11 protein-coding genes are annotated in these 15,280 nt (G+C 65.1%); 8 read left to right on the top strand and 3 right to left on the bottom strand.

Annotated elements, in window-relative coordinates; genetic code table 11:
• Window positions 1–139: 139 nt before the first annotated feature.
• From AC3WJE_RS10345 to AC3WJE_RS10370, 6 genes are all read left to right on the top strand, one after another.
• Window positions 140–688 (top strand): cupin domain-containing protein, encoded by a 549-nt coding sequence (locus AC3WJE_RS10345; protein ID WP_493730706.1) that lies wholly within the window; start codon window positions 140–142, stop codon window positions 686–688.
• Between the two features lie 137 nt (window positions 689–825).
• Window positions 826–2,328, top strand: a complete 1,503-nt coding sequence (locus AC3WJE_RS10350) for an aldehyde dehydrogenase (RefSeq protein WP_493730707.1) — start codon at window positions 826–828, stop codon at window positions 2,326–2,328.
• A gap of 240 nt (window positions 2,329–2,568) precedes the next feature.
• Window positions 2,569–4,695: a TonB-dependent siderophore receptor gene (locus AC3WJE_RS10355; protein ID WP_493730708.1), complete on the top strand. Its 2,127-nt coding sequence runs from the start codon at window positions 2,569–2,571 to the stop codon at window positions 4,693–4,695.
• On the top strand, window positions 4,695–5,726 hold the full coding sequence (locus tag AC3WJE_RS10360) for a PstS family phosphate ABC transporter substrate-binding protein (RefSeq protein ID WP_493730709.1): 1,032 nt from the start codon (window positions 4,695–4,697) through the stop codon (window positions 5,724–5,726). Before AC3WJE_RS10355 ends, AC3WJE_RS10360 begins: the two co-directional genes overlap by 1 nt.
• Window positions 5,723–6,745, top strand: a complete 1,023-nt coding sequence (locus tag AC3WJE_RS10365) for a PstS family phosphate ABC transporter substrate-binding protein (protein WP_493730710.1) — start codon at window positions 5,723–5,725, stop codon at window positions 6,743–6,745. The genes AC3WJE_RS10360 and AC3WJE_RS10365 overlap by 4 nt, the downstream gene beginning before the upstream one ends.
• Window positions 6,746–6,975: 230 nt before the next feature.
• Window positions 6,976–8,262: an MFS transporter gene (locus tag AC3WJE_RS10370; RefSeq protein ID WP_493730711.1), complete on the top strand. Its 1,287-nt coding sequence runs from the start codon at window positions 6,976–6,978 to the stop codon at window positions 8,260–8,262.
• A gap of 144 nt (window positions 8,263–8,406) precedes the next feature.
• Here the strand turns inward: AC3WJE_RS10370 and AC3WJE_RS10375 are convergent, their stop codons facing one another.
• The 3 genes from AC3WJE_RS10375 to AC3WJE_RS10385 form a co-directional block, all read right to left on the bottom strand.
• The gene (locus tag AC3WJE_RS10375; protein WP_493730712.1) at window positions 8,407–9,705 is read right to left on the bottom strand and encodes a diguanylate cyclase; all 1,299 of its coding nucleotides are present in this window, start codon (window positions 9,703–9,705) and stop codon (window positions 8,407–8,409) included.
• An 88-nt stretch (window positions 9,706–9,793) separates the two neighbouring features.
• Complete coding sequence (locus AC3WJE_RS10380) at window positions 9,794–11,086, bottom strand: NAD(P)/FAD-dependent oxidoreductase (protein ID WP_493730713.1); 1,293 nt, start codon at window positions 11,084–11,086, stop codon at window positions 9,794–9,796.
• Window positions 11,086–12,465 carry a glutamine synthetase family protein gene (locus tag AC3WJE_RS10385; protein ID WP_493730714.1) on the bottom strand — a complete coding sequence of 460 codons (1,380 nt, stop codon included), beginning with the start codon at window positions 12,463–12,465 and terminating at the stop codon, window positions 11,086–11,088. Before AC3WJE_RS10385 ends, AC3WJE_RS10380 begins: the two co-directional genes overlap by 1 nt.
• Window positions 12,466–12,757: 292 nt before the next feature.
• Here AC3WJE_RS10385 and AC3WJE_RS10390 point away from each other — a divergent pair, with 292 nt between their 5' ends.
• Entirely contained in the window at window positions 12,758–13,513 is a 756-nt protein-coding gene (locus AC3WJE_RS10390; RefSeq protein WP_493730715.1) for a gamma-glutamyl-gamma-aminobutyrate hydrolase family protein, read from the top strand.
• 6 nt (window positions 13,514–13,519) lie between these two features.
• Entirely contained in the window at window positions 13,520–14,908 is a 1,389-nt protein-coding gene (locus AC3WJE_RS10395; RefSeq protein WP_493730716.1) for a glutamine synthetase family protein, read from the top strand.
• Window positions 14,909–15,280: the final 372 nt, after the last annotated feature.

A 15,280-nucleotide genomic window follows, 5' to 3' on the forward strand; every position in this document is an offset into this window, starting at 1 on the left:
GGCTTCAGCCGCGATGAGGCTTTATCGGGGAAGCCTCTTCGCGGCTGAAGCCGCTCCTACGAGGGCGGATGATGGCCGTGATTGACCCGTGGGGGCGCCCATGTAAAGTATCCGCAACACGTCTCGGGCCCTTGTAGCAATGGATATCGGCGCACGCCTGCAATTGGTGCGGAGGTCGCATGGGCTCAGCCAGCGCGAGCTCGCCAAGCGCGTGGGCGTTACCAACTCGACGATCTCGTTGATCGAGCAGAACAAGGTCAGTCCATCGGTCAGCTCGTTGAAGAAGGTGCTGGATGGCATTCCGATTTCGTTGGCTGACTTCTTCACCCGCGACCTACAGATCGGTCCGCCCGACGCGCCGTTCTACAGCGCCGATGAGCTGCCCGACGTGGGCAGTGATGGCATCCATTATTTCCTGGTCGGCAAGCATCGGCCGCAGCGGCAGATGTGCATCCTGCGCGAGGTGATGCCGCCCGGCAGCGACACCGGCGAGAGCATGCTGCGCCACGATGGCGAGGAGGGTGGAGTGATCGTCACCGGCTCGGTCGAGGTGACGGTGGGTGGGCAGGTGCGGGTGCTGCAGGCGGGCGAAGGCTATTACTTCGAGAGCCGGGTGCCGCATCGTTTTCGTAATGTCGGTGATGACGATGCGGTGATCGTCAGTGCCAATACGCCTGCGACTTTCTAGGGCATCTTCCCTCGGGCGAGGGCAGGCCGGACCCGTTGCAGTTGCACAACGCGGGAGCTTCGCCCCGAACCCTCATCCGGCGCTTTGCGCCACCTTCCCCCGTGAACGGGAGAAGGGAACAACAGGAGCCTGACGCGATGACGACTTCAGCAGCACGCGAACACTGGCAGGCGATGGCCGATGGGCTCTCCCTGAGAACGCAGGCCTTCATCGACGGGCGCTACGTCGATGCCGCAGATGGTGGCACCTTCGAATGCATCAGTCCGATCGATGGGCGCGTGCTGGGTCACGTCGCTGCCGGCAGCGCACTCGATATCGATCGTGCAGTGGCGGCAGCGCGGCGCAGTTTCGAGGCCGGAAGCTGGTCCGAGGCCAAGCCGGTGCATCGCAAGAGAGTGCTGCTGAAACTGGCGCAACTGGTCGAGCAACACGCCGACGAGCTGGCGTTGCTGGAGTCGCTCGACATGGGCAAGCCGGTGCGCGATGCGCGCGCGGTGGACCTGGCCGCGACGATCCGCTGCCTGAGCTGGACTGCCGAGGCGCTGGACAAGGTCTACGGTGAAATCGCCCCGACGGGGCCTGATGAGCTGGGCCTGATCAGCCGCGAACCGCTCGGCGTGATCGGTGCGATCGTGCCGTGGAATTTCCCGCTGCTGATGGCGTCGTGGAAGATTGCGCCGGCGTTGGCGATGGGCAACTCGGTGGTGCTCAAGCCTTCCGAAAAATCGCCGTTGAGCGTGCTGCGGCTGGCCGAACTGGTCGCCGAAGCCGGTGTGCCGGACGGCGTGTTCAACGTGGTTCCGGGTACCGGTCAGGGCGCCGGCGAGCCGTTGGCGCTGCACATGGACGTGGATGGACTGGTGTTCACCGGCTCCACCGCGGTCGGGCGCCGGCTGCTGCAATACGCCGGTCAGTCGAACATGAAACGCGCTTACATGGAGTGCGGCGGCAAGAGTCCGAACATCGTGTTTGCCGACGCGCCGGATCTGGACGCAGCCGCCGAAGCCGCAGCCGGCGGCATCTTCTACAACCAGGGCGAAGTCTGCACCGCCGCGTCGCGGTTGCTGGTGGAGCGTTCGATCAAGGACGCATTCGTCGAGAAGGTGGTCGCCGCCGGACGCAAGATGCAGCCGCGTCACCCGTTCGATGATGACGCGGCCATGGGCGCGATGGTCGACGAGGCGCAGACCCGGCGCGTGCTCGATTACATCGCCAAGGGCAGCGAGGAGGGCGGGCGGCTGGTGCTCGGCGGGCAGCGTGCGGAGGTCGTGGCCGGCGGCTGTTATGTCGAGCCGACCGTGTTCGATGAAGTCGCGCACGAGCACACCATTTCGCGCGAGGAAATCTTCGGGCCGGTACTGTCGGTGATCGCTTTCGATGACGAGTCGCAGGCGCTGCGGATGGCCAACGACACGCAGTATGGATTGGCGGCAGGCGTCTGGACCCGTGATATCTCGAAGGCACATCGGGTCGCGCGCAAGCTGCGTGCCGGTAGCGTCTGGGTCAATTACTGGGATGGCGGCGACATGACCGCGCCGTTCGGCGGTTACAAGCAGTCCGGCAATGGGCGCGACAAATCACTGCACGCGTTCGACAAGTACACCGAGATGAAAGCGACCTGGATCAATCTGAAGGATTGATCACTGCGGGGGCTCTGGGGAGCCGGAGAACGGAGAGCATCATTCCCGCCTGCGCGGGAATGACAAGCGGGTGGGTTGCTTGTCCATAGTTCCCGAGATGATTCACATTTTGATAACGAGTCTCGTTTTCAGTAGAATCCCGCCTCCTGCACCCCTCCCCGCATAGACGCCAAGAGGCCCGCCTCCCCGCGAGCGCATGCATGCGCCCGTGACGTTTTCTGCTGCCGATTTCTGGACCCCATGACCCGTCTGCCCACTCCGTTCCGCCTTCTTCCTCTGTGCTCGCTGTGCCTGCTGGCACCGCCGGTGTTCGCTCAGCAGGCTGCTTCCGCCGATGATGAGAACCTCAAGCTGCTCGATACGGTGTCGGTGACTACTGCGCGTGCGCAGGGGTTGAATCCGCAGACCGTCGAGGCGGGCACGTTCCGCGGCGCCAACATCCTCGATGTGCCCTCCACGGTGAACGTGATCACGCGCCAGGCGCTTGATCTGCAGGCGACCTCCGGTCTGTACGACGCGGTGCGCAACACCGCCGGCGTGACCCGTCAGCAGAACGGTGGCGATACCTGGGACCAGATCGTGATCCGTGGCATCGCGGTCGAGAACCGCACCAACTATCGCCTCAATGGCTCGCTGCCGATCATGAACTTCTCGCAGGTGCCGATGGAGGACAAGGAGCGTGTGGAGGTGTTGAAGGGCGCGTCGGCGCTGTATTACGGCTTTACTTCGCCGGCCGGCGTGGTCAACTTCGTGACCAAGCGCGCCGGCGTCGATCCGGTGACCCAGGTCGGTCTGACACTGGACCAGTACGGCACCGCCGTGGCCAATGTCGACGTGGGTCGCCGTCTGGGTGCGGAAGATCAGTTCGGCGTGCGCGTCAACGCCGCCGGTGGTGTGCTCGGTTCCTATCTGGATGGCGTCGGTGACGGCAACCGTCGTTTCCTCTCGGCCGCACTGGACTGGCGGGTCAACGACCGGCTGCTGCTGAAGGCCGATCTGGAATACGACCACCGCCGCGTCGCGGCCGAACAAGCGGCGGTGGCGCTGCCGTCCGCCGTCAATGGCGTGATCACGCTGCCGCATCCGGTCGATCCGACCAAGCTGGTGGGCCCGGACTGGGCGGCTTTCGAGGCGACCACCCGCAACGCATTGCTGCGCGCCGACTACGCGCTGACCGATGGCTGGGCACTGACCGTGGAAGCCGGTCATTCGGATATGGCGCGTGACCGCCGGCTGGCGATCTTCCGCTTCAATAACGCAGCCTCGGTTGCCACCGGGGCCGGTTCGATCCGCGGCAACATGCAACATCACGTGGTGGATTCGGAGATGGGGCGTGTCGAACTGTTCGGCAGTTTCGCCACCGGGGTGGTGGAGCACGAGTTGACCGTCGGCGCCAGCCGTACCGACAAGGGCCAGGACGCCATCTACCAGCGCAACTACACGGTCTCCTCGCAGAACCTGTACGACCCGGTCGACATCACCAGCGTGAGCTACGGCGCCTATCCCAGCTCTCCGACCACGGCTGCACTGAGCACCCGCGATGTAGGTCTGTACGTGATCGACCGGATGAAGTTCGGGCCGAAGTGGCAGTTGATCGTGGGCGGTCGCTATTCGGATTACCGCAGTGATCAGGGCACCTCGCACTACACGGCGAGCAAGACCACGCCGACGCTGGCGGGCATCTACAAGCTGACCGACAACCTGTCGCTGTACACGTCCTACGCCGAGGGCCTGGAGGAAGGCGAGGCCGCACCCACCGGCACCGAGAACGAGAACACCCGCATGCCGCCGGGCGTGAGCAAGCAGAAGGAGCTGGGTGTGCGCTGGCAGGCGCCCAACGGCACGCTGCTGTCGGCGGCGTTGTTCGACATCAAGCGTCCGGGCTACTACACCAATTCCGCCAATGTGTTCACCGCCGATGGCGAGCAGCGCTACACCGGTCTGGAACTGTCCGCGCAGGGGCAGCTGACCCGTCAGCTTGGCTGGCAGGCGTCGGGGCAATGGCTGGATCCGCGCTTCGAAAACATCGACGAGGACTACAACGGCAAGCTGCCGGAGAATGCCGCCAAGCACACCGGCAGTCTGTTCATGACGTACGCGTTCGAGCGTCTGGATGGTTTCTCGGTCAATGCCGGCGCCTACTACACCGGCCGTCGTCCGGTGAATGACCTCGATCAGGCCTGGTTGGGCGACACCACGATCTTCGCCGCTGGTGCACGCTACGCCACGCCGTTGTTCGGCAAGCGCACGATCTGGCAGATCAACGTCGAGAACCTGGCCAACAAGCAGTATTGGGCCGCCGCGGGCACGCGCCTGGCTGCTGGCGCACCGCGTACGGTCAAGCTGACCTTCAAGGTCGATCTGTGATGCGTCGCGCGGCCTGGGTCGGACTGGTTCTGTCATTGCTTGCAGGCCCGCCGGCGCTGGCCGCGCGCTCGGTCGATCCCGCGCTGCCTGCATATGTGCCCAGGCCGGTACAGGTCGATCCGTCAGCGGGTTATCTGGACGCCAACGGCGCGGTACGCATCGGCGGCGCAGAGCACGTGCGTGTGATCGTCGAGGGCTTCAACGCGTTGTTCGTGCAGACCCACCCCGGCGTGCGCTTTGCGGTCGAAGGCAAGGGCACCAGCAGTGCGGTGCCATTGCTGATGTTCGATCGCACGCTGTTCGGTGCGATGGGGCGTGCGATCAATCCGATCGAATTGGTGCCGTATCGCAAGATCGTCGGTGCCGATCCGCTGACGATCCGCATTGCGCACACCGCCGATGACACTTCGCAGGACCTGGCCACGACGTTGGCGGTGTACGTCAATCGTCGCAATCCGCTGCCGTCGCTGAGCATCGAACAGCTGAGACGGACGCTGGCGGTCGGTGATCCGGCCGGCGACGTTTCGCATTGGGGCCAGCTCGGCCTGGAGGGGGACTGGAGCCGTCGTGCGATCCATCCCTACGCCACACCGGAGTACACCGGCTTTGGCGACTACCTGCAGCAGGACGTGCTGCAGCATCGTCCGCTGGCACCACGCACCCAGACCGAATCCAACAGTGCGCGGCTGTTGCAGCGCGTGGCCGAAGATCCGGACGGCATCGCGGTCGCCGCGATCGGGCTGGAGAATGCCGACGTGCGGCAGGTGGCGTTGATCGGCCTGCACAGCGGCACGCCGACTCTGGGGACGGCTGAGCAGGTTGCTGCCGATGATTATCCGCTGGGACGCTGGTTGTACTTCTATCTGCGCCGTGTGCCAGGAAAGCCATTGGATCTGCTGGCGAAGGAGTACCTGCGACTGGTGCTCTCGCGTGAAGGGCAGGCCATCATCGCGGCGCAGGAGCGGGGTTACGTTCCGCTGACCGCTGCGCAGGCAAGGCACGAACTGGATCTGCTTGAGGCTGCGCCATGATTGCCAGACTCGCCCTGCTGCTCGCGCTGTTCGCACCACCGGTGTTTGCTGCCGAAGCACCGCGTTATGTGCCGCGCCCGGTGACGGCACCGGCCCACGCGCCTTACCTGACTACCGACGGCGCGATCGCGATCGTCGGCAACGATGGTTTGGAAGAGGTGATCGCGCAGCTCAACGCGCTGTTCGTCCGCCATCACCCACAACTGCGTTTCGTCACCACGATGCGTGGTTCCTCCACCGGCATGCCGGCGCTGGCGGCTGGTGCGACCTTGTTCGCGCCGCTGACCCGCGACATGTGGCCGGGTGATCGCGCGGCGTTCCGGCAACTGCACGGTTACGACGCCACGCCGATCCGCATCGGCTACAACGGCTACGGCCCACGCGCGCCGCACAAGACGCCGCCGGCGGTCTATGTGCATGCGAGCAATCCACTGGCCGGGTTGACGCTGGAGCAGGTCGCGCGGATCTTCACCGACGGTCAGCCCGGTGGCGATCTCAACATCTGGGCGCAGCTCGGTTTGCAGGGCGAATGGGCGGCGCGGCGCATCCACGCCTACGGGCTGCGTGACGATGGCGGCTTTGCTACCGGGTTGCGTACTGCGCGTCTGGGTGGGCTGCCATTCGCGTTGAAGTACGAGGCGCTGGCTTCGCGTGAGGATGTGATTCGCGCGGTGGCTGCCGATCGGTATGGCATCGGTCTGCTGGGCTGGATCGATGCGGCGTCGGTATCGACGGATGTGCGTGTGCTGCCGCTGGCGGATGCGGCTGGGCAGGCGTTCCATGGTCCCGGCTACGATTCGGTGCGGCAGGGGGTGTATCCGCTTTCTGCGGCGGTGCAGATCTACGTGGACCGCGCGCCGGGTCGTCCGCTTGATCCGTTGGTGAAGGAGTATCTGCGGTTGGCGTTGTCGCGTGAGGGGCAGGCGGTTCTTGCCGGGCAGAGGGATTCGGAGGAAGGCTATGTGCCGCTGAGCACAGCCGATCTGCAGCAGGAGCTGCGCAAGCTCGAAGCGCTTTAGGCGGCGATTTCCACAACGTCCTATCCGCACAAACCCTATCGTCGTCCCCGCATAGGCGGGGACCCGGTGCCTCGTGCGTTGCCGGGCACGCCGCCGATTCGGCCAGCCTCATAAGTCGCCTGCGCGGCCCGATCCCCTGGGCGAGATCGCATGGTTGCCCGCGCAACCATGTGTGCGCAGGCCGTGCGGCATCTGCCAGAATCGGGCATCTCTTTGAAAAATATCCTCGTATGAGCGCTGTTGCCGTCTCTCAGGCGCCGATCAATTCGCCCGCCCGTGTGTTGCTGGCGAGTCTGGTCGGCACCACCATCGAGTTCTTCGATTTCTACATCTACGCCACTGCCGCGGTGCTGGTGTTTCCGCATCTGTTCTTCCCGCCGGCCAGTCCGACCGCGCAGCAGCTGGCTTCGTTGGCGACGTTCGCGGTGGCGTTCGTTGCACGTCCGGTGGGTTCGGCGTTGTTTGGCCATTTCGGCGATCGGATCGGGCGCAAGGCGACGCTGGTGGCGGCGCTGCTGACGATGGGTATCTCGACGGTGGTGATCGGCCTGCTGCCGACCTACGCGCAGATCGGCATCGTCGCGCCGGTGTTGTTGACGTTGTGCCGCTTCGGTCAGGGCATGGGTCTGGGCGGTGAGTGGGGCGGGGCGGTGCTGCTGGCGACCGAGAACGCGCCGCCGGGCAAGCGTGCGTGGTACGGGATGTTTCCGCAGCTGGGTGCGCCGCTGGGCTTCCTGCTCTCGGCGGGCACGTTCCTGGTGATGGGCGCATTGCTGTCGCAGGAGCAGTTCATGGCCTGGGGCTGGCGGGTGCCGTTCGTGGCCAGCTCGCTGCTGGTGGTGGTGGGCTTGTGGGTGCGACTGAGCATCACCGAGACGCCGGACTTCCAGCGTGCACTGGATCGCAATGAGCAGGTGCGCGTGCCGATCGGTGCGGTCCTCGGTAAATACATGGGGCCGATGTTGGCAGGCACGTTCGGTGCGCTGGCGACCTTCGTGCTGTTCTATCTGATGACGGTGTTCGCGCTTGGCTACGGCACCACCACGTTGGGTTACAGCCGCCAGCAGTTCCTGGTGTTGCAGATGGTGGGCATGCTGTTCTTCGCGTTGGGCATCCCGCTGTCGGCGCTGTACGGCGATCGCACCAGTGCGCGCCGTTCGATGGCGGTGGCCAGCGTGTGCATCGTGGTGTTCGGCCTGTTGTTCTCCACGCTGTTCCAGTCCGGCCATCCGGTGATGGTGCTGGCGTTCCTGTCGATCGGGCTGTTCGTGATGGGCTGGACCTACGGCCCGGTCGGGACACTGCTGTCCGAGCTGTATCCGGTGGAAGTGCGCTACACCGGCTCGTCGATGTCGTTCAACCTCGCGGGTGTGCTGGGGGCGGCGCCAGCCGCGCCGCTGGCGACGTGGCTGGCGGCAACCTACGGGTTGGCATCGGTGGGCTGGTATCTGAGCTCGATGGCCGTGCTGACGCTGCTGGCGTTGATGGTCGCGCGCAAGCATGCCAGCGTGACCTGATCGGCAGGCTGGTATTTCCTGTAGGAGCGGCGTAAGCCGCGATGGGGCTTGCCCTTTGATTCCGACAGGGATCGCGAGCTTTCGTGTGGTGATTCGTGTAAAGCCCCATCGCGGCTTACGCCGCTCCTACGATGGAGTGGTGGCTCAGGCGGCGAAGCGGACCTGGTTGCGGCCGCCGGCCTTGGCCAGATACAGGTGCTTGTCGGCTTCGTTGAGCATGTCGTGCAGCGAGAACTCTTCCGAGTGCGTGGTGCACAGGCCGATGCTCACCGTCATCTGCAGAACCTCGTTGCCGACCGGGATGCGCAGCGCGCCGATCCGCTCGCGCAGCGTTTCGAAATAGCTCGCGGCGTTGACCGTATCCAGGCCGGGCACCAGCAGACAGAACTCCTCACCGCCGAAGCGTGCGACCAGATCCTGGGGTCGTGCATGGTCGGATACCGAGGCGGCCACCGCGCGTAGCGCATCGTCGCCGGCCTCGTGGCCCCAGGTGTCGTTGATGTGCTTGAAGTGGTCGATGTCGAGCATGGCTGCAGTGACCGTCGCGCACTCGGACAACAGCTTCGGCAGCAGGCGCTGGCTCTGCTCGAGGAAGTGACGACGGTTGGGCAGGCCGGTCAGGTAGTCGCGCGTGGCCAGGTCCTGCAGGGTGCCGATCAGTTCCAACTGGTCCACGTTCTGCGAGACGCGGCAGAAGAATTCTTCGCGCGAGAACGGCTTGCGCAGGAAGTCGTTGGCGCCGTTCTTCAGGAAGCGCGGGATCAGCGAGGCATCGGTGGTGCCGGACAGGCCGATCACCGCGACCTTGTCGCGAGCGCGCAGCGAACGCAGTCGGCGGGTGAATTCCACGCCTTCCATGCCGGGCATTTCCTGATCCACCACCGCCAGGCGGATGCGTGGATCCTGTTCGATCGCCTTCAAACCCTGCGCGCCGTCGGCGGCGACCACCACCTTGTAGCCGTACATTTCCAGCAGCGCGGCGGCATAGGTGCGGGCCGACAGCGAGTCGTCCACCACCAGCGCCGAGATGCGGCGGTTGCGGTCCAGTCGCTGCACCAGCCAGGTCAGATAGTCGATGCTGCCGGGCGCGTTCTTCAGGACGTAATCGATGATCTGCTGCTGCAACACGCGCTTGCGCAGGTCTTCGTCATAGACACCGCTGACCACCACGGTCGGCAGGCCGCGCGAGACGAAGAACTCCACGACCTGATCGCGATCGCCATCGACCAGCACCAGCCCGGTCAGGACCAGGAACCAGCCGTCCTCTTCCTCCAGCACGCGCGCAGCCTCGGTCAAGGTGGAGACCACCGTGACCGGCAGTTCCACGCGCGACTCGATCGCCTCGCGCAACATCGTCGTGAAGGCGCGGGAGTTCTCTACCAGCAGGACGCGCTGCGGCAGCGGATCGTCTTCGGATACTCGAACTGCGGACGAAACGGGCATCGAGCTGCGTGTTCGGAGGAAGTTGGGTGCCGGCTTCCCTATCGGCCGGATCCGGCAAAGCTTGAGCGTAATTGTGACGGATTTCGCGTTACCAGAGTCGATCACGCAGCCGATACCAGGACATCGCCGCGACCAGAAGCGGCGTCCGCAACAGGCGCCCGCCGGGGAAGGTACGGTGCGGGATGCGCTCGAACACGTCCAGGCGCCGGGATTGCCCGGCGATGGCCTCGGCAATCACGGTGCCGGCCAGGCCGCTGGCGGCCACGCCATGGCCGGAGAAGCCCTGGGCGAAATAGAGGTTCGGTGCGAGCCGTCCCCAGTGCGGAGCACGATTGCGCGAGATATCGACGTAGCCGCCCCACACGTACTCCAGGCCGACGTCGCGCAACTGTGGAAACACCCGGTGCATGCGCCGGGTCATCACGCCCTTCAGCCCGGGCGGCGGCAGCGAGGAATAGCTGGCACGGCCGCCGAACAGCAGGCGGTGGTCGCGGCTGAGCCGGTAGTAATCGAGCGCCCAGTTGGTATCGGCCACTGCCATGTCGTTGCGGATCAGCGCCTGGGCGCGCTCGGCGCCGAGTGGTGCGGTGGCACCGATGTAGGTGCCGACCGGCATGATCCGCGACTCCAGCTCCGGGGCGATGCCGTGCAGCCACGCGTTGCCGGCGATCACCGCGAAATCGGCCTGGACGCGGCCGTGCGCGGTATGCAGCACCGGCCGCGCGCCGCGCTCCAGCCGGTTCACCGCCGAATGTTCGAAGATGCGCACCCCGGCAGCGAGTGCGGCACGCGCCAGGCCCAATGCGTAGGCGAGTGGGTGCAGGTGGCCGCTGGCGGGGTCGTACATCGCGCCCAGGTACAGGTCGCTGGCCAGTTGCTCGCGCAGACGCCCGCGGTCCCACCATTGCAGCGGGTAGTCGTAGCGCTCGGCCATATGTGCGATGCCGGCGCGTAGTGCGTGCTCCTGGCGGGGCTTGAGCGGCACGTGGGCGTGGCCATCGCGCCAGTCGCAGGCGATGTCGTGGCGAGCGATGCGCTCGCGCAGCAGGCGCATGCCGTCGCGCGAGAAGTCGAACAGCAAGCGGGCATCGTCAGTGTCGAGCAGGTGTTCCAGCGTGTCCTGTTCGCAGCCGTAGCCGACGATGGCCTGGCCGCCATTGCGACCGGAGGCACCCCAGCCGATCCGTTGGGCTTCCAGCACGATCACCCGATGCCCGGCTTCGGCCAACGTCAGTGCAGCAGTCAGGCCGGTGTAGCCGGCACCGAGGATGCATACATCGACCGATTCGACGCCCTGCAATGTGGGCTGGGGCGGCAGCGGTACCTCACTGGCGGCGTACCAGCTGTCGGGATACCCACTGTCGCGCACGCTGTCGCTCATCACACGGTGCGCAGGTACCAGGCGTAGTCCAGGTCGGTGACCTGGGTCTGGAAGTCCTGCATCTCGCGCCGCTTCTGCTGGCCATAGATATGACGGAAGCGTTCGCCCAACGCGTGTGCGATGAACTCGCTGCCGAGGAATCGCTCGATCGCCTCGTGCCAGCTCGGGCTGCGGAACTCGGTCTGTGCATAGGCATTGCCGACCGTCGGTGGTCCGGGATCGAGCTGGCGTTCGATGCCGTCCAGCATGCCGGCCAGCACCGCCGCGGCGACCAGATAGGGATTGGCGTCGGCACCGGCGATACGGTGTTCGATACGGGTGTTGCGGGCGTCGCTGTGCGGGATGCGCAGCGCGACGGTGCGATTGTTGAAGCCCCAGCTGTCGTTGAGCGGCACGAACGCGTTCGGTACGAAGCGTCGGTAGCTGTTGGCATGCGGCGCGAACAACAGCAGCGAATCGGCGGCGGCGTGCTGCAGTCCCGCCAGCGCGTGGCGCAGCATCGCGACCGGAGCGTCCTGCGTGCCGGCGAAGACGTTGTTGCCTGCGTCGTCGAGCAGGCTCACATGCAGATGCAATCCGCTGCCGGCCTGACCAGCGAACGGCTTGGCCATGAAGCTGGCGAGCGCACCCTGTTGCTGGGCGATCGCCTTGATCGTGCGCTTGAGGAAAAGCGCGTCATCGCAGGCGCCGAGTGCATCGTCGCGATGCTTGAGGTTGATTTCGAACTGGCCCGGTGCGTATTCGGCGACGGCGGTGTCGGCCGGCACGTGCTGCGCGCGGCAGGCGGCGGCGACCGCGTCGGTGAAGCCGCGGTGCTCGTCCAGTTCCGGCATGTAATAGACCTGCGTGCTGTCGCTGCGCAGGCCGGTGTGTGGATCGCGTATGGTTTGCGGTCGCCCGCGCGCGTCGGGTGCGGCGTCGAACAGGTAGAACTCCAGTTCCACTGCCACAACGGGCGTGAGCCCGCGCGCGCGGAAGCGCTCGAGCACGCGTGTGAGCACCGCACGCGGATTGGCTTCGAACGCACCACCGTGGCCGTCTTCCATCGACAACAACAATTGCGCCATCGGTCGCGGCGCCCACGGCACTGGCCGCAGCGTGCCCGGCACCGGACGACACAGCCGGTCCTCGTCGCCGATGTCGTAGCCCAGGCCGGTTTCCTCGACGGTGTCGCCGGTGATGTGCGCGGCCAGCAGCGACATCGGCAGGCAGATGCCGTCCGCGTAGACCTTTTCCAGCGATTCGCGGATCACCCGCTTGCCACGCAGCAGGCCATTGGTGTCCGGCAGCAGCAGGTCGACCAGCTCGCAGCCGTCGATCTGGCGCAGTGTTTCGGCATCTTCCGGGGGCAGGGGCGAAGCGGCGGGATGAGTGGTCATGACGGACGCCTGCGGGGTCTGGCCGAGCTTAGCAGAGCGGGCGGCGTGTCAAGAATACTCAACGGCTGGCTACATCAACCGAAGCCCGGCTTTTCCCTTCTGCTCTCGAGGGAAGGTGTCTCGAGAGGGGCGGATTAGGGCGTGTGTGAAGTCTCTTGTAGCCAAACAGCATGAGGCTCCGCTCGTACCCTCACCCCAACCCTTCTCCCGGCGGGAGAGGGGCCATCGCAAGCGTTGTTGCAAAAATAAAACGCCCACGGTAGCTTGCCGGGAAGCCCATCGAGTCCTTCGCATGGCTTTCCCACCCCTGGTCGGACTGCCGACCGACCGCAAAGTGATCGGAGCACACCCGTTCCTCGCCACCGGTGAGAAATATGTGCGCGCGGTGGTGGAGGGCGCCGGTGCAACGCCCGTGTTGCTGCCGACGTTGCAGCCGCCGGTCGATCCCGGCGTCTGGCTCGATCGTCTGGACGGCCTGCTGTTGACCGGTGCGGTCAGCAACATCGAGCCGCATCACTACGGTCCCGAGTCGAGCTGGCAAGGCAACCTGCACGACCCGGCGCGTGATGCCAACACATTGGCGCTGATTCCGCAGGCGGTGGCGCGTGGCCTGCCGATTCTGGCGATCTGTCGCGGTCTGCAGGAAGTCAACGTCGCCTTCGGCGGCACGCTGCACCAGAAAGTGCATGAAGTGGCCGGCATGAGCGACCATCGCGAGGATATCGAGGCCGCGCTGGAAGTGCAGTACGGTCCCGCGCACGTGGTGCATCTGCGACCGGATGGCGTGCTCGCCGCCATTGCAGGCGCGGACGAGGTCCGGGTCAATTCGCTGCACGGGCAGGGGATTGCGCGCCTGGGTGAAGGGCTGGAAGTAGAGGCGACCTCGCCGGATGGCTTGATCGAAGCCTTCCGCGGGACTGGCACTTCATTCCTGCTCGGCCTGCAATGGCACCCGGAGTGGCGTGTCACCGAAAACCCGTTCTATCTCGGCATATTCCAGGCATTCGGCGAGGCCTGTCGACGCCACGCCGCCCAACGCAAACACTGAGCCGTCATGACCTCGCGCAAGCCACCACGCAAAGCCGCTGCCCCGGAACAGCCCGAAAGCTCGCTGCGGCGCTGGCTGAAGGAGCGCCACATCACCGAGGTGGAGTGCCTGGTGCCGGACATCACCGGCAACGCGCGCGGCAAGATCATCCCGGCCGACAAGTTCAGTCACGACTACGGCACGCGTCTGCCGGAAGGTATCTTCGCCACCACTGTCACCGGCGATTACCCGGACGATTACTACGAGCTGACATCGCCATCGGATTCGGACATGCACCTGCGCCCGGACCCGGATACGGTGCGGATGGTGCCGTGGGCCACCGATCCGACCGCGCAGATCATCCACGATTGCTACACCCGCGACGGCAAGCCGCACGATCTGGCGCCGCGCAACGTGTTGCGCCGCGTGCTGGATGCCTATGCCGCCGAGGGACTGCAGCCGGTGGTGGCACCGGAACTGGAGTTCTTCCTGGTGCAGCGGAACACCGATCCGGATTTCCCGCTGCTGCCGCCGGCCGGTCGTTCCGGCCGCGCCGAGACTGCACGCCAGTCGTACTCGATCGACGCGGTCAACGAGTTCGATCCGATCCTGGATCTGATGTACGACTACTGCGACGCGATGGAGCTGGACGTGGATACGTTGATCCACGAGTCCGGCGCAGCGCAGCTGGAGGTCAATTTCACCCATAGCGATGCGATGTCGCGTGCGGACCAGGTGTTCCTGTTCAAGCGCACGATGCGCGAGGCGGCGATGCGCCATGGCGTCTACGCGACCTTCCTGGCCAAGCCGATGGAGAACGAGCCGGGCAGCGCGATGCACATCCACCAGAGTCTGATAAGAGTGAGTGATGGGAAGAACGTGTTCAGTGGCGACAAGAGCGACGAGCTGAGTCCCACCTTCGCGCACTATCTGGGCGGCTTGCAGAAGTACGTGCCGATGGGCATGGCGTTCTTCGCGCCGAACGTCAATTCCTACCGCCGCCTGATGTTCGGCGAGGTCTCGCCGAGCAATGTGCTGTGGGGTTACGACAACCGCACCTGCGGGCTGCGGGTGCCGTTCGATACGCCGGAGAACATGCGCGTGGAGAGTCGCTTTGCCGGCTCGGACGCCAATCCTTATCTGGCGATGGCGGCGACGCTGGCCTGTGGCTTGCTCGGCATCCGCGAGCAGTTGCAGCCGACTGAGCCGATCACCGGGAGTGGCAAGAAGGAGGGCTACGACCTGCCGCGTTCGTTGGGTGAGGCGTTGGATGAATTGGAGGGGTGTGTGCCGTTGCGGGAGATGTTGGGGCAGCGCTTTGTGCGCGCTTATGTGTCGGTCAAGCGTAAGGAGTACGAGACGTTTTTCCGGGTGATCAGTTCGTGGGAGCGGGAGTTCTTGTTGTTGAATGTGTGAGTGGATGGATGGTGAGGTGGCGGTTGTAGGAGCGGCTCTGGGTGGCCTAGGGCCATCAGCCGCGATGGAGCTTTGCCGGTACTGTTTGCCGCCCTCGTAGAGCGGGGCTTTTGCTTGCATCCCTTTTTCGGGGCTCCGTTGCTCTTGTGGGTTTGATTTGTTGTTGAAGACAAAGACAAAGGCAAAGGCTTTCACGCCCTTCGGGCGCGAGTTACTTTTCTTTGCTCGTGCAAAGAAAAGTAACCAAAAGAAAGCACGCCCCAGTCCTCGCGCCCTTCGCTGCGCTACGGGTCCGCTCCGCCAGCGGGATTTTCTGACGCGGCATCCATGCCGCGGCAGAAAACGACGCACATCCATGTGCGTCGCCCTTCG

This window comes from Pseudomonas sp. GW821-FHT07E12 (assembly GCF_058986605.1).